Raw genomic sequence first — 22421 nt, 5'->3', positions numbered from 1 at the left:
TGTCCAAAACATGCATCTTCATTTTCTTCCGTTGTTTCTTTTATGTAGCGCAGTAAATGGTCTAATTCACTGCCATCATCCAATGGAATTTCCAAATTGATATACAACTCATGCACTCCGTTTTCCACCGGATACTGCGTGCTGTATGTTCCTTCCCTGTCACGTACTGTACGAAAAATTTCATACACTGTCTGACCGCCTCCAATAAAATCGTTCATTGTAATATAAATATGGTACACATCAGGCAGTTCCTTATACGCTTTCCCTTTCTGTAAAAGGTGTGTATCAATACTTCCATTGCAGTACCTCACACGCCGCATATGGTCGTCATCATCGGATATCTGAAATTCCACATGAATCGGCTCTTCTCCCGCCGTCTCTGCTAGAATATCCAGTACCACACTGCGAAATTGCAGATTGGTAATATCATACTGCGACGTCACCCCTGTAACCTCATATCCCTCTCCTAGAATAATCTTCACTAAGTCTTGGCAGGCCTCCTTGTCTCGGAACACTACTCTTGAAAACAAATCACTGATAAGATTCATCTTCTGAGGCAGGTTTTCAAATATTGTCTGATTCATAAAATCATTTCCTCCTTTCCTGTGATGTTGTCACAAAAGGCAGGAACATTTATATACAATCCTGCCCTATTCTTTTTTCCGGAATAAAGCAAGAGTCTTTTATAAAATAATCATAGAATCTGGATACTAAGTCTGAACCATTGCTTTTCTAGATATTTATATTATATATTGTTGCATGTGTCATGTCAAGCATCGTTTCGCGCCACAAAAAGTCGCGAAACGACTTCTTTACAGTAGCATTTTATGTTATAATAATTTAGTAAAAATACTTCACAAAGAAAAGAGGAATAAACATGGCTTGGTATGACGAATCAGTATTTTATCATATTTACCCTTTGGGATTAACGGGCGCACCGGCGCAGAATGATTATGGCGAGGTTATCCACAGGCTTCCTAAGCTGCTCCCATGGATTGACCATATAAAAGAAATCGGATGCAATGCAATTTACATCGGACCGCTTTTTGAATCCGTAGGACATGGCTATGAAACAACGGATTACCGAACACTCGACAGACGTCTCGGCGACAATGACGATTTAAAAGAATTTGTCCGTACATGTCACGAAAAAGGAGTGCGGGTTATCTTTGACGGTGTTTTCAATCACACAGGAAGAGATTTTTTTGCTTTCAAAGACCTGCAGAAAAACCGTGAGAATTCACAATACAAAGACTGGTACTGCAATGTGAATTTTGGTGGAAATAATGAATACAACGATGGATTTTCCTATGATAACTGGGGCGGTTATAATCTGTTAGTAAAACTGAACCAGTGGAATCCACAGGTAAAAGATTATATTTACGATGTAATCCGCTTCTGGGTTTCTGAATTTGACATTGATGGCATCCGGCTTGACGCAGCAGATGTTCTTGATTTTGATTTTATGAAGGGAATGCGTCAGGTTGCCAATGAAGTAAAACCGGATTTCTGGCTGATGGGCGAAGTCATTCATGGCGAATATACACGCTGGGTTAATTCGGAAACTTTGCATTCTGTAACCAATTATAACCTGAATAAAGCTCTTTGGTCCGGCTGCAACGAGCATAACTTTTTTGAAATTGCACACACAGTAAAGCGTCTTTATGACATGGGTGGATGCCATTACCGGAACTTGGAATTGTACAGTTTCGCCGACAACCATGATGTTGAGCGAATTGCAAGTAAGATAATAAACAAAGACCATCTCGGCGTAATCTACACTTTGATGTACACACTTCCGGGGATTCCGTCTATTTACTACGGCTCCGAATTCGGTATCGAAGGAAAAAAAGAACAAGGTTCCGATGCTTCACTCCGACCACACTTAGAACTTAGTGACTATGCCGATGCAATGACTGACAATCCGCTGACTGCGCTGATTGCCAAACTCGGTTCTATCCATCAAGCGCAAAAAGCATTGTGTTATGGTGAATACAAAGAACTTCTTCTTACGAACCGCCAATATGCTTTTGCACGCTGTTATGAAAATGAAGACGTGATTACAGCCGTCAATAACGATGAGCAGTCGACAACTCTCCATATTCCGTATCAGGGACCAAAAACACAGTTTAAAGGTGCACTATCCGGCAAAGATTATATGGTGCAGAATGGTTCAATTGAAATTACACTGGATGCATGTGGCGGCGATATTCTTATTTAGAAATATTTTTTGGTTCACGGTTGACTAAATAAATTCCTGCACATACAAGCAAAAGTGCAAAAAGCGTATTTACATTCCATAGGCTGTCTTTCAGAAAAATAACTGATAAGAGGCTTCCAAATACCGGAATTAAGAAATTAAAAACTGTCACTCTACCCATCGGATTATATTTTAACAAAACAGTCCATAGGGAAAAGGCTGCTGCCGACAAGAATGCTAAATACAAAAGCAGCAGCCAGCCGGTGGCAGGTACTTCCAAAATCGAAATTCTCCCTCCAAATAAAAAACCCACACCAATCAACAAAACCGCACCCAGAATAAGCTGCCACCCACAAAGAGTAACCGGTCCCATTTTCTTTGCCGCCTCTTTGTTACACAGCGAGCCAAGTGCCGATGACACAGCAGAACAAAGCATAAAACCTTCTCCTAAAAAGGAAAACGAACCGCCAATACTCCCTTTTCCGAGATTTACCACAAACACGCCAAGAAGGCCCAAAAGACACCCCGCAATTTTTCTTCCATTAATTGATTCATGATAAAAAATGCATGCCGTCACCACACAAAAAAACGCTGTACTCCCATTCAAAATTGCACCTTTTACTCCTGTCACGTGCGCCATACCAATATAATAAAAAACGTACTGCAAAGCAGTCTGGACAAATGCTACAAGTACAATCTGTCCTTTCGGCCACTGCTTTCTCCGTTCCTTTTTATGCTCCTTTTTCTCCACAAAAAAAGAAATCAAAAGAGTCAAAATACCTGCAATCAAAAATCTCGCACCGGCAAACATAAGCTGGTCTGCGGTGTCCTGACTAGCAATCCGAAACATACGGTATCCGGTTTTTATACCGGGAAATGCACTTCCCCAGAGCAAGGTACACAACACCGCCGTTGCAAACACAATCCATTTTTTTGAAAATAACTTCTGTGCGTTCATAAATACAATATTACCCTTTCACCTTTTTCTATGCAACAAAATGGCACCCCCTCAGGAAGACAGGATGCCATAAACTATCTCATTCATCAGTATCCGTAAAAAGGATTACCGGTTTGGACAAATGATATTGATAATATTTAATTACATTACCACTATACATACGCATCGGATTCCAGTTGCACAAATCATAATCCTTGTGATATGGCAAATGATAATAAAAAGAATCATTCGAGCGACTGGTTTTATCGTAAGTAACCAAACTCTTTGCAAAAATCTCTTGTGGTGTCATTCTCTATCCTCCGACCTTTCTTTTTTCCATTATATGACGGAACAAAAAATTTGGCAAGGAAAAATGAAGAAGGTTTTTGTTCTATGGCTGTTTCCTCCTCTTACTCTCCAATCCCATACTCCTGTAACAATTCTTTTTGGTAGTCTGTATCCATGATTGCTTTTTGTATATCTTCCATTCGGTTATCCGCCAACAAGCATTGGTATAATGCGTTAATTTCCTCGATTCCCTGTGAAATTCCTTGTAAAATCCCTTGTGAAATCCCCTTTGCTATTCCACGCGCCTCTCCTTGAGCAATCCCTTTCTCTATTCCTCGCGCTTCTCCACGTTCTTCATACATATCTAACAATACACACATATCGATTTTTCCTCCTTTTCCTTCTGTTGTCTCAATTAATTCTTTTGCTTTCCGATATCTCCTGTCATTTGTCACCGCAGACAGCCAATCTAAAAATGCTTCCGGGTGGTCTAATTGAAACTCCGTTGTTTGGAAATATTCATCCAGTTTTCTTCTGTCATTTCCGCAGGACAGGTAACGGACTATGTATTTAAAATCCGATTGATACTGGCGAATTGTCGTTTCCGGCTGACTGGCTAGGTTAATCACACAAACCGAATACGAGGGTATCCATTTTGTAAGTTCTTCACCAATATCTTCCGGAAACTCCAGCATATCATTCAGACATCTTGGCTTTCCCCATTCATTCTGACTGTAATTCAAAACCAGAGTGATGACCGGACTTAATTTCTGTGAATCGTTAAGTTCTTTTGTCATCGGGTTTGGATAATTGCCGGTTTTTCGATTGCTTTCCTTCACTTCCTTTATCTGCTCCATATATTTGGCGTGCTGGTATCCCATATCGCGCACCGGCATAACGTTGTTTCTGTCACTCTGATTTTCCAGACATAAGAAAAAACTTCTATTGTTCTTCTTACACTTCATCGGCACATCCATCTGTAACTGCCGAAGTTTATCATCCGATACGGCTTTCGTAATCAACTCGCCGGGTTCTCTCGACAACTCTTCTGCTGACACATAACATCTGCCACCAAATAAGTTGACATTCACAATGTCTGAAAATACATCTTTGTATTGTAGTAAATTTTTCTCTGCTAAATCTTTTGCTCCCAAATGGTATCCTCCTCTTACTCTCCAATCCCATACTCCTGTAACAGTTCTTTTTGGTAGTCTGTATCCATGATTGCTTTTTGTATATCTTCCATTCGGTTATCCGCCAACAAGCATTGGTACAATGCGTTAATTTCCTCGATTCCCTGTGAAATTCCTTGTAAAATCCCTTGCGAAATCCCCTTTGCCATTCCTCGCGCCTCTCCTTGAGCAATTCCTTTCTTCATTCCTCGTGCTTCTCCCTGCGCAATCCCTTTCTCTATTCCTCGCGCTTCTCCACGTTCTTCATACATATCTAACAATACACACATATCGATTTTTCCTCCTTTTCCTTCTGTTGTCTCAATTAATTCTTTTGCTTTCCGATATCTCCTGTCATTTGTCACCGCAGACAACCAGTCCAAAAAAGCTTCCGGGTGGTCTAACTGAAACTCCGTTGTTTGGAAATATTCATCCAGTTTTTTTCTGTCGTTTCCACAGCACAGGTAACGGACTATGTATTTAAAATCCGATTGATACTGGCGAATTGTCGTTTCCGGCTGACTGGCTAGGTTAATCACACAAACCGAATACGAGGGTATCCATTTTGTAAGTTCTTCACCAATATCTTCCGGAAACTCCAGCATATCATTCAGACATCTTGGCTTTCCCCATTCATTCTGACTGTAATTCAAAACCAGAGTGATGACCGGACTTAATTTCTGTGAATCATTAAGTTCTTTTGTCATCGGGTTTGGATAATTGCCGGTTTTCCGATTACTTTCCTTCGCTTCCTTGATCTGCTCCATATATTTGGCATGCTGATATCCCATGTCCCGTACTGGCATAACGTTATTTTTGTCACTCTGATTCTCCAAACATAAGAAAAAACTTCTGTTGTTCTTCTTACACTTCATCGGCACATCCATCTGCAACTGGCGAAGTTTTTCATCTGAAACGGCTTTCGTAATCAACTCGCCGGGTTCTCTCGACAACTCTTCCGCCGACACATAACATCTGCCACCAAATAGGTTTACATTCACAATGTCTGAAAATACATCTTTGTATTGTAGTAAATTTTTCTCTGCTAAATCTTTTGCTCCCAAACAGTATCCTCCTTAATTACCTAAATTCTTTTATTTCTATCACTACAAGGAGAACATCTGCTGCGCCCCACCCTTGTTTGTATATATACTAGCACAATCAAAGTGCAAAGTCAATATATTTACTTACAATTGTCAGACGACTTACGCCCCTCAAAAAGAACCTTAAATCGTGCCAAGCAAGCCAAATCTCGGCATATAAAAAGAGCGTAAAACGACACCACCAATAGGAGGGGCGTTCTACGCTCAAAGTTTTTATAAATCTTCCAATTGAATCTTTACAATCCATTTATCAATCGGAGTTAATTCCGTATTTGTTGCATAATAGTGAACAGTAGTCAAATCATCCTCTACAAAAAGCGTGAATAATTCATATTTTGGACATGATAAATCATGTTCATACTAATCACACTATGCTAAAGTATAACCATAAGATTATATGAGGAGGGTTACCATGAACATATTAAAAAAACAAACCATCAGTATCGGTTTATGCTTTGCGCTTGCCGTATCGACATTTAGTGCCTTTACTCCGGCAACAGCGGCTGCAAAAGCAAAACTGGTCAAAAAGAAACTTACATTAACCGTTGGACAAAAGAAAAAGATTGCGATAAAATCAAAAAAGAAAAAAGCAAAATATTCTTTCAAAGCTTCCAACAAAAAAGCTTCCGTAAGTAAATCCGGCGTTATCACCGCAAAAAAAGCCGGCAAAGTTAAAATTGCAGTAAAAGAGAAGTTGAAGAAAAAAACAAGAAAGGTGGGAACCATTACGGTTACTATCAAAAAGAAAATAGCACAAAACACGACAGTTCCGGCACTTAATACGCCAACACCTGTCGTTACAGCTACCCCGGCGGCGTCTCCGAGCAATGAACCTACTGCCGAACCGACCGCTACCGCTACTGCAACACCGACTCCAAAAGTCACTCCTACTCCATTTCCTGAGAACCCTGAATTTTCGAATATTCCAAAAGGTTATACCGCAAAAAATCAGGCTAACAAAGGAGAAGTAGAACGCTTTGAATATGAATCAACAGAATACATCAGTGACGATGAATCTACAAAAAAGACACCAATTGACCGCTATGCTATGGTTGTTCTTCCAAAAGACTATTCAAAGGCAAAAAAATATCCGGTTGTTTATATGCTCCACGGATTAAGCGACACGCCGGAATCCATGGTCGGAAACGGAATTCTTAACGATGGTGCAGGTACACAGTATGTGGTATGGAATGCCATTGCCAATGGTGATGTCAAAGAATGTATCGTCGTTTACCCATGTGTATGCTGTAACGAAGAAGGAAAAAGCAATTTTAACACAGATGCAAAAACAGCCTCTTATTATGACTACATCATTAATGACTTAACAAAAGTATTAATGCCTGCCATTAATAAAGAATATTCCACACTGACCGGACGAGAAAACACGGCGGTTTGTGGATTTTCTATGGGCGGACGCGAGACATTGAACATTGGTATAAGACGTCCTGATTTATTTAGCGGTATCGGATTATTTAACCCGGCACCGGGTGCTTTAGATGGCGGTGACATGCTTACAAAGGCAGATTTAAAACTTGCCGATGAGTACATAAACAGTACTTACATTCAGATTACAAAAGGTGCTACCGACACAGTTGTTGGCAGTAATCCAACCAATTATTACAATGCACTAAAGGCTGCCGGCATCCCATGTTCCTACTATGAAACAATGGGCGGCGACCCTGCAGGCAAAGGAAACGGTGGCCACTGGGCAACCGTTTATCATCATGGTTTGTATAATTTCTTAAAACGTATTTTCAAGTAAAAAAGAAAGGGGATTCTGAAACATGAAAAAAACATTTCTCTGCTTCAGTTTGTCCTTTGCACTTTTAGCATCTGCCCTGAACCCGTTGTTCTCGGCAGATGTTTTTGCAAAGGCAAAGTTAGCAAAAACAAAAATCACATTAACCGTAGGACAAAAGAAAAAGATTACAATAAAGGGAAAAAAGAAAAAAGCGAAGTACACATTTAAGGCTTCTAACAAAAAAGTTTCGGTAAACAAAAAAGGAGTTGTTACCGCAAAAAAAGCCGGAAAAACAAAAATTACCGTAAAGGAAAAACTTAAGAAAAAAACTAAGAAGATTGGGGTCGTTACAATTATAATAAAGAGCAAAGTATCAAATAGAAAGTCGATCGCAAGTGCGCAGCCGGCAGCCACAAATTCCGGAAATACCGGTGAAAAACCAACGACTGCACCAACAGCATCAGCCACACCAACACTGCCCCCTACTCCAACCGGCTCTCCGAAGCCTACTGCCACCCCACGTCCAACAGAAAATCCGGATTATTCTGATCTGCCATCCGGATTCATGAAAAAAAACGAGGCTAACAGTGGCACTCTGGAAGAATTCTACTACGATTCTACAGAAGTGTCAGAGGGCGAAACAGTAAAACGTCATGCACGCGTTGCACTGCCAAAAGGATACACGGAATCAAAAAAATACCCTGTCATCTATATGCAGCACGGTATTTTCGGTAACGAATATTCTCTTACCGGAGACAATACACAATATGTTGCCTGGAACGCTATGGCAAATGATGATATGAAAGATTCCATTGTTGTTTTTGCTAATGTTTGTGCAAACAAAGAAGGAAAAGGAACCGGCTTTAGTTTGGAGCATTACAAAGCCTATGACAACTTTATCAATGACTTAACAAAATGCCTTATGCCTGCTATCAACAAAAAATATTCTACACTGACAGGTCGTGAAAATACTGCTGTCTGCGGTTTTTCTATGGGTGGACGTGTAAGTTTGCAAATTGGATTTGAGCGACCGGATTTATTTGGTTACATTGGTGCTTTTTGTCCGGCTCCGGGTCTTTTGCCTTACACGATGAATGGAGTTACTGAACCCGGATTTTATACGGATTCCACATTTACGCTGCCAAGCGAATATTTAAATGACACTTATGTACAGATAACAAAAGGATTTAAAGATGATGTTGTAAAACAGCACCCACTTTTGTATCATCAGGCTCTGCAAAAAACAAACACACCTCATGTTTACTACGAAACGATGGGTGGTGATCCAAGCGGCAGCGGCAGTGGCAACCATGAAAAAGCAGTTTACCAGCATGGTTTCTACAATTTTATGAAAAATATTTTCAAACCAAATGTAACCGTTCCGGCAGGTGCATTAAGAAAAGATGGAGTAAAAGGAACAACGGAGGAATTCGAATACGAGTCCACTGCTGTAGCAGAAGGAAAAACAGTGACAAGAAAAGCCTTAGTTGGACTTCCGGATGGATACAATCCAAAGAAAAAATATCCGGTTGTCTACGGTTTACACGGTTATGGCTGGGGCATCTATAATCTTGCTCAAGATGGTGCCACAGATGTTGTTTGGAACGGCTATGCCAATGATGTAATGGATGAAGTCATTATGGTATTTCCTAATATTTGTGCAAATGAATCCGGTCAGGGAAACGGTTACAGCCAAGAAACCTATGACGCCTATGATAACTGTGTCAATGATATCGTAAACTGCTTAATGCCTGCTATTAACAAACATTACAGCGTCAAAACCGGACGTCTCAATACAGCCGTCTGGGGATTCTCAATGGGTGGCAGAGAAGCTTTGAATGCAGGATTTAAACATCCGGATAAATTTGGTTATATCGGTGCCTTTTGTCCCGCTCCGGGCGTTCTCCCATATAGTGCAGAAAAAGGGATTTTTACCGAAGATACTTTCACACTGCCGGATGCTTATAAAGAAAACACGTTAGTTATGATTGTAAAAGGGAAAAATGACACAACGGTAGGTAACAATCCTATCCTTTACCATAAGGCCTTGGAAAAAAATAATGTTCCGCACATTTATTATGAAACCATGGGCGGAGATGCTGTAAACCGCGGAGGTGGCGGCCACCAAAATGTCGTTTATCTGCACGGATTGTATAATTTAATGAAGCGGGCTTTTCCGTGTAAATAAATTTGTACACAGGTTAAAAATATCACCATGTAAAAAAACAGTCGCCTTGCTTAAAATCAAAGCGACTGTTTTTTCAGTCTTTTAAACAACCAACAGGTATAATCTTTACCCCTGAATCTGTTGTATACGCCATATTCGCATTTGCACAAATTACAATTAACGCTGAAGGTTCTCTATATACATCTCGTGGATGTCTTTCACTTGCCAAAGCCTTTTGATTGTATTTTTGAATAACATCCTTGAATTTCAATAGCGATTTCTCAGCTTCCGGTATTTTATTTACTCCTATTTTTATTTCAATAAGTGCATATCTTCCATCAGGCATCTGATATACCGCATCTGCTTCTAATCCTGTATCATCCGTGTAGTGTAAAAGACGTGCATTGTGTTTCTCAGCATAGACCAACAAATCCCTTAATACCATATTTTCAAATACGTGTCCAAACAAATCCAAATCATTTATAAAATAATTCGGGTTAATTCCCAATGCAGCAAGACCAATGGAAGGATCAATAAATATATGCTTTTTTGCAGCTCTAATTGCCGTTTTGGAACGAAGATGTGGAGTCCATGCATCAATATCTTTGACCACAAACAATGCCTCTAATGCATCAATATACGACGCAAGCGTAGCATCCGTAACATTCTGAGTTGCTTTTACATCTGCAAAGATATTTTTTCTTTTAGCTGTTGTAGCCATATTTCTGGCATATGACCACAATAGACTTCTGGCCCATTCAGGATTTCTATTCGTTCCATCGATAGCCGATATATCCTTTTGATAAATTTGTCTGTAATAATCTTTTGCAATTTCTAATTTCGCAGTATCCTTTGTTAATGCCATGCACCTTGGCCAACCACCTCTGCAAGCAGCAAAGAATAAGTTTTCTAATTTTAAATCAGACATGATACCATCAATATCATAGTTCTCCTCATTCAAGATTTTTGACAAAGATATTGCACCACTAGATTCCCCTGTTTCAAATAATGTCATAGGGTACATGGTAACTTCTGTAATTCTTCCTGTCCCCGTATGCGGTGTATTAATTTTTTTACTCGCTGACCCCGTCAAATAATACTCCCCCACATTCTCCGGATTGTCATCACAGGCTTTCCTTATTGTACCCCAAATTTTTACCGCATCCTGCCACTCATCAAACAAAATCGGTTTTGGATTTTTTAGGAATAGTTTTGGTGCTGTTTCTGCCACAGCAATGTAACCTTCTCTTTTATCTTCATCCTGAAATTCGATAACAGTTTTACAACGCTCTTTCGCTGTCCTTGTTTTTCCACATCCCTTTGGGCCGGTTATACTAACTGCATTAAAAGCCTCTGTCCTCTGATCTATCACATCATCAACAATTCTTCTTATATAATCCATAATGATTCCCCCTCGTCATTAACTATATTTTACACGTGTTCACGCCTTTTCGCAAGCGTATTTTAAATTTTTCGGCACTTTCATTTTAAATTTTTCGGCATTTTCATTTTGAGTTTTTCGGCGCTTTTATTATGAATTTTTCGGTTTTTTACTTTTTTCCACCATAAATAGCACATTCACCAAGCTCCTCTTCTATCCGAAGTAGTCTGTTATACTTAGCCACCCGGTCTGTGCGCGCCGGTGCGCCGGTTTTAATCTGCCCGGCATTCATGCCGACTGCAATGTCTGCAATCGTAGTGTCTTCCGTTTCACCCGAACGATGACTGACAATGGCATTCCATCCGGTCGTCTGTGTCATTCGAATCGCCTCGAGAGTTTCTGTCACGGTTCCAATCTGATTTGGCTTGATTAAGACCGCATTTGCCGCCTGAAGTTTAATTCCCTTTTCGATACGTTTAGTATTTGTAACAAACAAATCATCACCAACAAGCTGCACTTTATCTCCTAATTTATCCATGAGTTTCTGCCAGCCCGACCAATCTTCTTCTGCCAGTCCGTCTTCAATCGAAACAATTGGGTACCTGCGGCACAAATCACACCAAAAATCAATCATTTCATCTGTACTTTTGTACTCACCGGATTTCCAGAATAAATATTCGCCCGGTCTTCCTGCCTTTACAGCCTCCTCATACATTTCTGTGCTGGCACCATCCATAGCAATCGAAAAATCCTCGCCCGGACGGTATCCTGCTTTTTCAATAGCCCCTGTAATAAAAGAAAGCGCCTCGTCCTCATGAGCAAGATGCGGTGCGAATCCACCCTCATCACCAATGGAGGTGGCAAATCCCTTTTCTGCCAACAGTTTCTTCAAGGTAGCGTATACATTCGCGCACCACTCCAAACACTGATGAAAGGAAGATGCTCCTATCGGCATAATCATAAACTCCTGAATCGTTAAACTACTGTCCGCATGTTTTCCGCCATTCATAATATTCATCATCGGAATCGGCATAACACGCGCGTTTGGTCCGCCCAGATACTGATACAACGGAACACCGAGCTGTTTTGCTGCCGCCTTTGCCACAGCAAGCGATGTTCCTAAAATGGCATTAGCACCCAATTTTGCTTTGTTTGCGGTTCCATCTTCACGTATCATCAGCGTATCAATTTCCACCTGATTTAATGCATTTTTTCCTTCCAGTTTATCGGCAAGAATGTCATTGACATTTTCTACCGCACGCTTTACGCCATTTCCACGGTAACGCGGCAATTCACTGTCTCGCAGTTCCACTGCTTCAAACGCCCCCGTAGACGCCCCGGAGGGAACGGATGCTCTGCCCGCTGCCCCCCCGCACAATTTTACCTCTACCTCAATCGTTGGATTTCCTCTGGAATCTAAAATCTCTCTTCCTCGTATCGTATTAATTCGAAATGTCTGTATCATAAAAAAAGCCTCCTGTTTTCGATTAGTATAAACAGAAGGCTTCTTTCCTATACGATTATTTTTTGTGCTTTTTATTTTTCTTATTTTCCTCGTCCTCAAACGACTTATCCAACTGCTCTAACAGTTTTTTCTGCTCTTTGGTAAGCTTTGTCGGCACATCCACAACCAAATCCACATAATGGTTTCCTCGCATTTTGCGGTTACGAAGGGACGGAACTCCCTTACCACGCAAACGAACTCTTGTACCGGTCTGCGTTCCTGCCTTTACATTGTATGCGACATCGCCATCAATTGTCGGGATAACCACATCTCCGCCAAGAACAGCTCTTGGATAAGAAATCCGTACGGTTGAGTAAATATCATAATCCATACGCTGGAAATCTTTGTGGCGTTCTACATATACTTCTACAAGCAAATCACCGCGGGCACCGCCATTTTTGCCCGGTTCTCCTTTGCCACGCAGACGAACGCTCTGTCCGTGGTCGATTCCTGCCGGAATGCTGACCTGCAATTTCTCTTTTTTGCTTGTATAACCCTGTCCGTGACAAGCCGGACATTTTTCCTTAATAATTGTACCTTTACCGCCACAAGCCGGACATGTAGTAACATTCTGCACCATTCCGAAAAGTGACTGCTGTGTCTGAACAATCTGTCCTCGTCCGCCGCATCGCTCACATTTGACCGGGCTAGTTCCTGCTTTGGCTCCGCTTCCCCCACAAGTCTTGCATTCAACTTTGGATGGAATTTCAATTTCCTTTTCCGTACCAAAGCAAGCTTCTTCAAATGTAATTTTTACCTGTGTCCGCAGATTTGCTCCGCGCTGTGGGGCATTCGGATCTGCACGCCGGCTTCTGCCGCCGCCAAATCCTCCACCGAATAAATCTCCGAAAATATCTCCGAAACTGCCAAAGATATCATCCATATTCATATTGGTGAATCCACCGCCGCCACCGGCACCACCATCAAAAGCGGCATGACCAAACTGATCATACTGGCGTCTCTTTTCCGGGTCACTTAATACGGCATAAGCCTCAGAAGCTTCCTTGAATTTTGCTTCTGCTTCTTTATCACCCGGATTCGTATCGGGGTGGTACTTTTTGGCTAATACACGATAGGCCTTTTTCAGCGCTGCCTCATCGGCATTCTTGTCTACGCCAAGGACTTCGTAATAATCTCTCTTGTCTGCCATGTCTCCTCCACTCTCTTTCTATCCTTTTACGTGCAAATAACCCGCGTGATTCTCATCATCGCGGGCATTCGCCCTTCTCAGCTCCCAGTTCTCTAATGAGCCGTGATTCTTCGCAGCTCCCAGTTCTCTAATGAGCCGTGATTCTTCGCAGCTTCGCTGCTCATCATCGCGGGCATTCGCCCTATGACAAGGAAACAAATGTTTTTCTCTTGTGCAAGCACAAGAAAATCATTTGTTTCCTTGTCGCACGGCTCATTAGAGTTCGCGGAAGTCCCCATCTACTACGTCATCGCCGCTATTGTCCTGAGCTGCACCGGCTCCAGGGTTTGGTCCGGCACCTGCGCCACTCATGTCAGGGCCTGCTCCCTGTGCACCTCCGGCAGCCTGCTGTGCCTGCTCGTATACTTTTGCGAATACCTGCTGTGCATTTGTCATCAAAGATTCTTTTGCTGCTTTCAACTCATCAACATCAGCATCGCTCATGTTCTCCGGTGTTGTACGCTCCAAGATTGCTTTTACTTTATCAATCTCAGCCTGTACTTTTTCTTTCTCTGCTGCATCTACGCCATCGCCAACGTCCTGCAATGCTTTCTCAGTCTGGAATACCATACTGTCAGCTTCGTTGCGGGCATCAATGCCTTCTTTTCTCTTCTTATCCTGTGCTTCGAATTCAGCAGCTTCTTTAACTGCTTTTTCGATTTCTTCATCATTCATGTTAGAACCAGCAGTAATTGTGATGTGCTGTTCTTTTCCTGTTCCCAAGTCCTTAGCGGATACATTTACAATACCATTGGCATCGATATCAAATGTAACCTCAATCTGTGGTACTCCACGCATTGCCGGAGGAATACCATCCAAGCGGAACTGTCCAAGAGATTTATTATCTCTAGCGAACTGTCTCTCGCCCTGTACTACGTTAATGTCTACAGCGGTCTGGTTATCTGCTGCGGTAGAGAAAATCTGACTCTTCTTAGTAGGAATTGTTGTATTTCTCTCGATAAGTTTGGTAGCCACACCACCCATTGTCTCGATAGCAAGTGACAATGGAGTTACATCCAGAAGAAGGATGTCGCCGGCACCGGAATCTCCAGCCAGTTTACCACCCTGAATCGAAGCACCAAGTGCTACACACTCATCCGGGTTCAAGGATTTGTTTGGCTCATGTCCGGTCAACTGTTTTACTTTATCCTGTACAGCAGGGATACGTGTTGAACCACCAACTAACAATACTTTTCCTAATTCAGAAGCGGTAATACCGGCATCTTTCAATGCGTTCTGAACCGGTGTTGCTGTTCTCTCTACAAGGTCAGCGGTCAATTCATCGAATTTTGCACGTGTTAAGTTCATATCAAAGTGCTTTGGTCCCTCAGCTGTAGCTGTGATAAATGGCAGGTTAATGTTTGTTGTAGTTGCAGAAGACAACTCTTTCTTTGCTTTCTCTGCTGCTTCTTTCAAACGCTGCATTGCCATCTTATCAGTAGAAAGATCTACACCTTCTGCCTTCTTAAATTCAGAAACCATGTAGTCACATACTTTATTATCAAAGTCGTCACCACCAAGTTTGTTATCACCGGAAGTAGAAAGTACTTCGATGACGCCATCACCAATCTCAATGATGGAAACATCAAATGTACCACCACCAAGGTCGTATACCATAATCTTCTGCTCGCCTTCATTATCCAAACCATAAGCAAGTGCTGCTGCTGTTGGCTCGTTGATGATACGTTTTACATCCAAACCTGCAATTTTACCTGCATCTTTGGTTGCCTGACGCTGTGCGTCGTTAAAGTAAGCAGGAACTGTAATTACAGCCTCTGTTACCTTCTCACCACCAAGGTAATTCTCTGCATCGCCTTTCAATTTCTGAAGAATCATAGCGGAAATTTCCTGTGGTGTGTATTTCTTGTCATCAATTGTTGCACGGTAATCCGTACCCATATGTCTCTTAATAGAAGAAATGGTCTTTTCTGCATTTGTTACTGCCTGACGCTTTGCCGGCTCACCAACCAAACGCTCACCAGTCTTTGTAAATGCTACAACAGATGGGGTTGTTCTTGCGCCCTCAGCGTTTGCTACAACAACCGGTTTACCACCTTCCATTACTGCTACACAACTGTTTGTTGTTCCTAAGTCAATACCAATAATCTTGCTCATAATAATACTTCCTTTCTGTCTATACCATGACTGTTATTTTCTTTATTAGTTTAACACTTTAACCATACTGTGTCTGACTACTGAATCTTTATACATATAACCCTTTTGGAATTCCTCAATGACCTGATTGGATGCATCTGAATCATCTTCATCATGCATAACGGCATTATGGAAATTCGGGTCAAATTCTTTACCAACTGCCTCAATCGGTGTCACACCGATTTCTTCTAATCCGGTAAGAAGCTGTTTGTAAACGGCCTCAATTCCTTTGGCAAATGGTGTCTCTTTTTCTTCCTCGGAAAGTCCGTCGAAACCTCGCTCCAAGTTATCCACAACCGGAAGCATCTTTTCAACAACTGACTTCGCACCAATTTCAAACATGGCACTTTTTTCTTTTTCCGAGCGGTTTCTAAAGTTTTCAAACTCTGCCAGATTTCTCATCAGGCGGTCATTCAACTCTTCAATCTTTTCATCTTTTTTGTCTTTTTTTGCTTTCTTCTTAACCGCTTTTTCTGACTTCTCCGTTTTTTTCTTTTCTTTTGTTTCTTCTTTATCGGCTTGTTCCACCGTTTCTTCTACGGTTTCTTCTTCCTTTACTTCTTCTTTAACGTCTTCGTTTTTCATCTCTTCAGCCAATTCACTTCACCTCGCTATTTCTTTTTAAATATGTCATCTAGCTGCTGCATGCAGTTTTCCAATGTGCCAACTACTTTTTCGTAGTCCATACGCTTTGGTCCGACAATACCTATCTTTCCATAAACGCCTTCTTTAATTCGGTACGTGGCAGTTACAACGGAACAATCTTTCATTGACTCTACCGGTGATTCCTCACCAATGTACACCTGAATGCCATGTTCTTTGTCATCCTCCGGTGGTTCATCGTTGGCCCATGCTGACAACATCTGTTTTTCTTCAAATGTGGAAAGCAGTCCGGTCATTTTCTCCTTATCCGATAACTCCGGATATTTCAAAATATTCGTGGCACCCGATGTGTAAATCTCTGAGTCATCCTCTTCTGTCATAACTTCCGAAATACAATCCAAAATGCTGGATGCCAATTCTCCGTATTCCCCTGCTTTTTCCTTGATTTGCTGCATAATCGCCATGTTAATCTCAGTAAAATCAAGTCCGGTGAGTGCCGTGTTCATCAAAAAATTCATCTGAGCAATCACATTCTCATCGGCATCCGTCATAAGGTTAATGAACTTGTTGCTTACGTGGTTGTTATCAAGAACAACAATCACAAGCAGCTGTCGTTCACTCATCTGATTTAGCTGGATAAACTTAATCCGCTTATGCTGATACTTTGGCTTGGTCACCATGGAAGTGTAATTCGTATTCTGTGCAAGTAACTTTGCAACCTGCTGTAACAGAAGGTCAATCTTGTCTGCCTTCTCGACCATCAACTCCTTCATCTCAGACACTTCTTCATCTTTTCTCTGTAAAATCGTGTCTACATATAGTCGGTATGCTTTATCCGAAGGAATTCTGCCGGCAGAAGTGTGTGGCTGTAAAATGTAACCCATCTCTTCCAGATCCGACATTTCATTACGGATGGTTGCGGAACTAAGATTCAAATCCGTGTACTTGGAAACGGTTCGGGAACCAACCGGCTCGCCTGTCTCCATATAATTACGAATAATCGCTTCGAGTATCTTTTGTTTTCTCTCATTCAGTTCCAAAATACCACCTCGATTTCTTTTTGTTAGCACTCACTATCAAAGAGTGCTAATCATTGACTAAACTAAAGATACCACCTTGTGTTACCTTTGTCAATAGGGTTTGTAAAAATTTTTTTCAAAATAAAAACACCGGTGCAAAAAAGGCTCCTTCTAAGCACCGGTGCATTGTTTCATTCTTATTATTTTTGCAGAGACGCAGCATAATCATTAATTACATAATCCATAATGGATGCCGTTCCTACAATTTCACATCCATAAATATAGTCATCTCCGCTTTTCTGCTGACGGATAATTCGAACAACACAATTGAGCGAATCGTTTTCTGCCAAAGTAAGTCTCGCATTAAAGTAATACCCCATCGGCAGTACACTGGCTGAACGAAAACCAATGCCCGCTTTGGAAACATCAATTACCTCAATCGGTGCATTAATATTTTCCACCTTTACGTGATCCTGCTTAAATAAATTGGAAATTTCCAAATTCAATTTTGCCGGCCAGCGTTTTTCTCTTCTCATCTCAATCATAATAAGCCTCCATTATTCATCGTCATCTTCATCATCTGTATCTGCATCATCTATAACAGTAACGGTACATTTTGCTTTTACACCGCTTCCGTCAGTTGCCATTGCCGTAATCACTGCCTTACCGGCATCTACGATATAAACATAACCATCCTCATCTACTTTAACCACTTTTTTATTGGAACTGGTCCATTTCAATGTCTGGTTTGTTGCATTGGATGGAGAAATGCGAGGTTCAAATTCATAATCTTCTTCGTCCTCATCATCTTCATCATCATCGTCTTCATCATCCGAATCCTCATCAGAATCCTCTGTGTCATCATCCGAATCATCATCGGAATCGTCCTCTTCTTCAACCAATGGCATATGAAGTGTCAACTTTTTCTTCATGCTGATTTTTTTAATCAAAACATTCTTTTTTGCAACGGTAACAGTAAATTTTACCTGTTTCGCCGGATTCGCTTTGGATTTCACTGTAATCTTAGCTTTTCCTATTTTTTTGGCTTTCAAAACGCCCTTTTTAGAAACCGTAACAACCGATTTTTTGGAAGACTCAAACTTGACCGCTTTGCTTGCCTTACTTCCTTTTTTTAGAATAACATTCACGGAAAGTTTCAGTTTCTTGCCTTTACCAAGTGTGATATTTTTGCCTTGGACATTCGTAACCTCAACTTTTTTTACATCTTTGCTCTTTGTCATCTTTGCCTGGCTCGGATTCCAGATAACCGTGTAGGTCATCATAACCGCAAGCGCTAACACCCCGGCGAACAGCCTAAAACATCTTTTCTTCATATAAAATACCCCCTTAAAATAAATAATGGCATCTGCGAATCACTTCACAGATATCATCATTTTATCATACGTGTCATTTTATTGTCAAATATTCCATATTATTGTTTGTGTCAAGTGTTCGTTGGCACTTTTGAATTTTCCGTAATTTCGTAGAAAACATTTGTCACACACCTGCTATCTCCTCCCTAGACAACTCTTTTTCCTTAATTTGTCCTATATGGTTGCATCTTGGCGTCATAATCTCAATCAAGCAGAGAAAATTAGGCTGTTAAAACAACGTTTTTTGCCAATTTTCTTCTTCATAGTTGTTTTTTTCAGAAAATCACAAAAAATTATGCAACTCTTTTTTTGTTTGACAGCAATTTAGGTTGCATACGATTGATTTGTATCAAATGCTCATTGCCGCTTTTAAACTTTCCGTAATTTCGTAGAAAACCTTTGTCACCCCATCATTCCAGACTCAGTTTCTCTTTACCTTATAACCGCATCTATTAGCAACACATAACCATCTCATCCGGCGATACTTCATCCTCATAGTAGGTAATTACGGTACGGTTTTGGGCTTCCAGTGATTTAGGAGAAAAACATTTGCGTCTCGTGGGTTTGAGTACGTCGGTATGTGGCACTGGTACTTTCAGTGCCCATACCGCTACGCACTCAACTAGTGAGAACGCCCACGAGACGCAAATGTTTTTCTCCTAAATTACCGGAATCCCAAAAAATACCGGCTCTATTATTTCCGATCAAGAATCTCTGTCAATATCTGATTTACCATACCCGGATTTGCTTTACCCTGCATCGCTTTCATTGTCTGGCCAACCAAGAAACCAATTGCTTTTTTCTTCCCTGCCTGATAATCGGCAACAGACTGTGGATTTTCCTCTACAATCTTCTCAATCGTTTCGCGCAGAGCTCCTTCGTCACTGACCGTACCAAGTCCATGCTCTTTGACATACTGCTCCGGGTCTGTATTCTCTGTGAAAACAACTTCGAAGACTTCTTTTGCTACGGTGGAGTTAATCGTTCCTTTATCCGCAAGGGCAATTAACTTTGCGAGATTCTCCGGGGCAAAAGTGATGTCTTCCGGCTCCATTTCTTTCTCTTTTAAAAGACGCATCGTCTCGCCCATCAGCCAGTTTGATGCTTTCTTTGGATTTGCTCCAAGTGAAACCGTCTGCTCAAACAAATCTGCCATCTTCTTGCTCGCCGTAAGAATTGAAATGTCATAGGCAGGAATATCAAATTCTTTTTCATAGCGCGCTGCCTTCTGCTCCTGAAACTCCGGTTCGCTGTCCTTAATCTTCTGAATCCATTCATCGGAAATGACAATCGGCGTCAAATCCGGGTCCGGGAAGTAACGGTAATCCTGCGCATCCTCTTTGGAACGCATTGCATAGGAATATTCTTTATTGTCATCCCATCGTCTTGTTTCCTGCACAACCTTTTTGCCATCTTCCAACAGTTCAATCTGACGTGCACGTTCTCCTTCAATGGCGCGGGCAATTGCTTTAAATGAGTTCAAGTTTTTCATCTCGGTACGGGTGCCAAATTCACTCGCACCAACCTCACGCACTGACAAGTTGACATCCGCACGCATCGAACCTTCATTTAATTTACAATCAGATGCGCCAAGGTACTGAATGGTCATACGAAGTTTTTCCAGATACGCAATTACTTCATCTGCGCTTCGCATATCCGGCTCTGACACAATTTCAATCAGAGGCACACCGGAACGGTTATAATCCACAAGGGAGCAGTCAGCCCAGTCATCATGTACCAGTTTGCCGGCATCCTCTTCCATATGAATTTCATGAATACCAACGTTTTTTTTGCCACCGGCTGTCTCAATTTCAACATGTCCATTGATACAGATTGGCAGATACAACTGGGAAATCTGATAGTTCTGTGGGTTATCCGGGTAAAAATAGTTTTTTCGATCAAATTTACAATACTGGTTAATGTCGCAGTTTAATGCCAGACCAACTGCCATCGCATATTCTACAACCTGTTTATTTAATACCGGCAGAGAACCCGGCATACCGGTACACACCGGACAGGTATGAGTATTTGGCGCACCGCCAAATGCCGTTGAGCAGCCGCAGAAAATTTTCGTTTTCGTTGCTAATTCCACATGGACTTCCAGTCCAATCACTGTTTCGTACTGTTTTGCCATGATTACTCCGCCTCCTTTGCCTGTTCATATGTGTATGCCGTCTGAATCATTTTCTTCTCATTAAAACAATCAGCGATAAGCTGCAAACCAATCGGCAGACCATTTTTATCCGTTCCACAAGGAACTGTCATTCCCGGCAGACCGGCAAGGTTTACAGAAATCGTATAAATATCACCCAAATACATTTTCAATGGGTCACTTAAGCTGTCTCCAATTTTAGGTGCTGTCGTTGGCGCTGCCGGTGATAAAATCACATCATATTTTTCAAATGCACGGTCAAACGCCTTTTTAATCAATGCTTTAGTACGCAGTGCTTTTAAGTAGTAAGCATCATAATAACCACTGCTTAAAACAAAGGAACCAAGCATAATACGACGTTTTACTTCCGGACCAAAGCCTTCGGAACGGCTCTTTTTGTACATATTATGAAGTCCTTCGTATTCTTCTGTGCGGTAACCGTATTTTACACCGTCAAAGCGGGACAAGTTGGAACTTGCCTCAGCGGAAGCAATGACATAATACGCCGGAATTGCATACTCAACAAGACTTAAGTCAAATTCCTCGACAATTGCTCCTTTTTGTTTCAAAACTTCTGCTGCCTTGAAAATCGCATCCTTTACCTCGGAATCAAGTCCTTCTCCAAAGTAGTCTTTTGGAATACCAATTTTCATTCCCTTTACGTCATCTACAAGTGCCGATGTGAAATCGGTATCCTCACGTGCCACACTGGTGCTGTCCTTCTTATCATAGGAAGAAATTGCTTCCAAAATTGTTGCGCAGTCGGTTACATCTTTAGCAATTGGACCAATCTGGTCAAGTGAAGAACCGTAAGCAATCAGCCCGTAACGGGAAACCGTACCATACGTTGGCTTGATTCCGGTCACACCACAGAATGAACTTGGCTGGCGGATAGAACCGCCGGTATCTGAACCAAGGGCAAAGGAACATTCCTCCGCCGCAACTGCCGCACAGGAACCACCGGAAGAACCGCCCGGTACATGCTCCGTATTGTGTGGGTTTCTCGTAATTCCGTAAGCAGAGGTCTCTGTTGTACTTCCCATCGCGAACTCATCCATGTTTGTTTTTCCGATGATAACTGCTCCTGCTGCCTCCAGATTTTTTACTGCTTCCGATGTATACGTTGGCACAAAATTATATAAAATCTTGGAACTGCATGTTGTAAGCACGCCCTCGGTACACATATTATCTTTGATTGCCACCGGAACTCCCGCAAGCGGGCCTGTCAGCTCACCGGCATCAATTTTTTTCTGTATTTCTTTTGCTTTTTCTAAAATAGCTTCTTTCTCTAACACCGTAACATAACTGTGAATCGTATCTTCTTTTTTCTCAATCTGCTCTAAGGCGTCCAATACTGCCTCTTCTACAGTCACTTCCCCGGCTTGAATCTTTTTTCCGAGTGCAACCGCCGTCAAACTCATTAAACTCATATGCTTCC

At 41.6% G+C, this 22421-nt stretch carries 18 protein-coding genes; 3 read left to right on the top strand and 15 right to left on the bottom strand.

The annotated features are described in order from the left end of the window. A partial coding sequence (locus DW019_RS11850) for a PD-(D/E)XK nuclease family transposase (RefSeq protein WP_182431123.1) occupies positions 1-584 on the bottom strand: 584 nt, incomplete at its 3' end. Between the two features lie 293 nt (positions 585-877). On the opposite strand from DW019_RS11850, the gene DW019_RS11845 reads away from it, so the two are divergent. Next, a complete protein-coding gene (locus DW019_RS11845; protein ID WP_118443553.1) occupies positions 878-2221 on the top strand; it encodes an alpha-amylase family glycosyl hydrolase in 1344 nt (447 codons plus the stop codon). Here DW019_RS11845 and DW019_RS11840 read toward each other — a convergent pair. The 4 genes from DW019_RS11840 to DW019_RS11825 all read right to left on the bottom strand — a co-directional run bounded on the left by DW019_RS11840 (position 2214) and on the right by DW019_RS11825 (position 5661). Then, positions 2214-3158 (bottom strand): DMT family transporter, encoded by a 945-nt coding sequence (locus tag DW019_RS11840; protein ID WP_118443551.1) that lies wholly within the window; start codon positions 3156-3158, stop codon positions 2214-2216. The genes DW019_RS11845 and DW019_RS11840 overlap by 8 nt on opposite strands. Positions 3159-3237: 79 nt before the next feature. Further along, positions 3238-3447: a hypothetical protein gene (locus tag DW019_RS11835; protein ID WP_022376531.1), complete on the bottom strand. Its 210-nt coding sequence runs from the start codon at positions 3445-3447 to the stop codon at positions 3238-3240. A 100-nt stretch (positions 3448-3547) separates the two neighbouring features. Next, entirely contained in the window at positions 3548-4579 is a 1032-nt protein-coding gene (locus tag DW019_RS11830) for an Rpn family recombination-promoting nuclease/putative transposase (protein WP_118443549.1), read from the bottom strand. 14 nt (positions 4580-4593) lie between these two features. Continuing rightward, on the bottom strand, positions 4594-5661 hold the full coding sequence (locus tag DW019_RS11825; RefSeq protein WP_118443547.1) for an Rpn family recombination-promoting nuclease/putative transposase: 1068 nt from the start codon (positions 5659-5661) through the stop codon (positions 4594-4596). A gap of 451 nt (positions 5662-6112) precedes the next feature. On the opposite strand from DW019_RS11825, the gene DW019_RS11820 reads away from it, so the two are divergent. Both DW019_RS11820 and DW019_RS11815 read left to right on the top strand, forming a co-directional pair. After that, positions 6113-7462: an alpha/beta hydrolase-fold protein gene (locus DW019_RS11820; protein WP_118443545.1), complete on the top strand. Its 1350-nt coding sequence runs from the start codon at positions 6113-6115 to the stop codon at positions 7460-7462. Between the two features lie 22 nt (positions 7463-7484). Next, a complete protein-coding gene (locus DW019_RS11815; protein ID WP_118443543.1) occupies positions 7485-9629 on the top strand; it encodes an alpha/beta hydrolase-fold protein in 2145 nt (714 codons plus the stop codon). Between the two features lie 73 nt (positions 9630-9702). Here the strand turns inward: DW019_RS11815 and DW019_RS11810 are convergent, their stop codons facing one another. From DW019_RS11810 to gatA, 10 genes are all read right to left on the bottom strand, one after another. Continuing rightward, complete coding sequence (locus DW019_RS11810) at positions 9703-11010, bottom strand: DUF4143 domain-containing protein (protein WP_118443541.1); 1308 nt, start codon at positions 11008-11010, stop codon at positions 9703-9705. 148 nt (positions 11011-11158) lie between these two features. Further along, positions 11159-12454: a phosphopyruvate hydratase gene (gene eno, locus DW019_RS11805; protein ID WP_118443540.1), complete on the bottom strand. Its 1296-nt coding sequence runs from the start codon at positions 12452-12454 to the stop codon at positions 11159-11161. A gap of 55 nt (positions 12455-12509) precedes the next feature. Next, positions 12510-13643 (bottom strand): molecular chaperone DnaJ, encoded by a 1134-nt coding sequence (gene dnaJ / locus DW019_RS11800; protein WP_022376436.1) that lies wholly within the window; start codon positions 13641-13643, stop codon positions 12510-12512. 255 nt (positions 13644-13898) lie between these two features. Further along, on the bottom strand, positions 13899-15797 hold the full coding sequence (gene dnaK, locus DW019_RS11790) for a molecular chaperone DnaK (RefSeq protein ID WP_118443536.1): 1899 nt from the start codon (positions 15795-15797) through the stop codon (positions 13899-13901). Positions 15798-15842: 45 nt separating this feature from the next. Next, a complete protein-coding gene (gene grpE, locus DW019_RS11785) occupies positions 15843-16433 on the bottom strand; it encodes a nucleotide exchange factor GrpE (protein ID WP_347474423.1) in 591 nt (196 codons plus the stop codon). A 14-nt stretch (positions 16434-16447) separates the two neighbouring features. Further along, entirely contained in the window at positions 16448-17479 is a 1032-nt protein-coding gene (gene hrcA / locus DW019_RS11780; RefSeq protein ID WP_022376433.1) for a heat-inducible transcriptional repressor HrcA, read from the bottom strand. Positions 17480-17658: 179 nt separating this feature from the next. Continuing rightward, positions 17659-18003, bottom strand: a complete 345-nt coding sequence (locus DW019_RS11775) for a PilZ domain-containing protein (RefSeq protein WP_022376432.1) — start codon at positions 18001-18003, stop codon at positions 17659-17661. Positions 18004-18015: 12 nt separating this feature from the next. Further along, entirely contained in the window at positions 18016-18792 is a 777-nt protein-coding gene (locus DW019_RS11770; protein ID WP_118443534.1) for an Ig-like domain-containing protein, read from the bottom strand. A 733-nt stretch (positions 18793-19525) separates the two neighbouring features. After that, positions 19526-20965: an Asp-tRNA(Asn)/Glu-tRNA(Gln) amidotransferase subunit GatB gene (gatB, locus tag DW019_RS11765; RefSeq protein WP_118443532.1), complete on the bottom strand. Its 1440-nt coding sequence runs from the start codon at positions 20963-20965 to the stop codon at positions 19526-19528. 2 nt (positions 20966-20967) lie between these two features. Further along, positions 20968-22413, bottom strand: a complete 1446-nt coding sequence (gatA, locus tag DW019_RS11760; protein WP_022376429.1) for an Asp-tRNA(Asn)/Glu-tRNA(Gln) amidotransferase subunit GatA — start codon at positions 22411-22413, stop codon at positions 20968-20970. Between the last annotated feature and the right edge of the window lie 8 nt (positions 22414-22421).

The organism is Clostridium sp. AF37-5, from assembly GCF_003477605.1.
In the GTDB taxonomy this organism is placed as follows: Bacteria; Bacillota; Clostridia; order Lachnospirales; family Lachnospiraceae; genus Eubacterium_F.
Note: the sequence above shows the minus strand (reverse complement) of the source record. Positions and strands in the feature narration are given on the sequence as shown.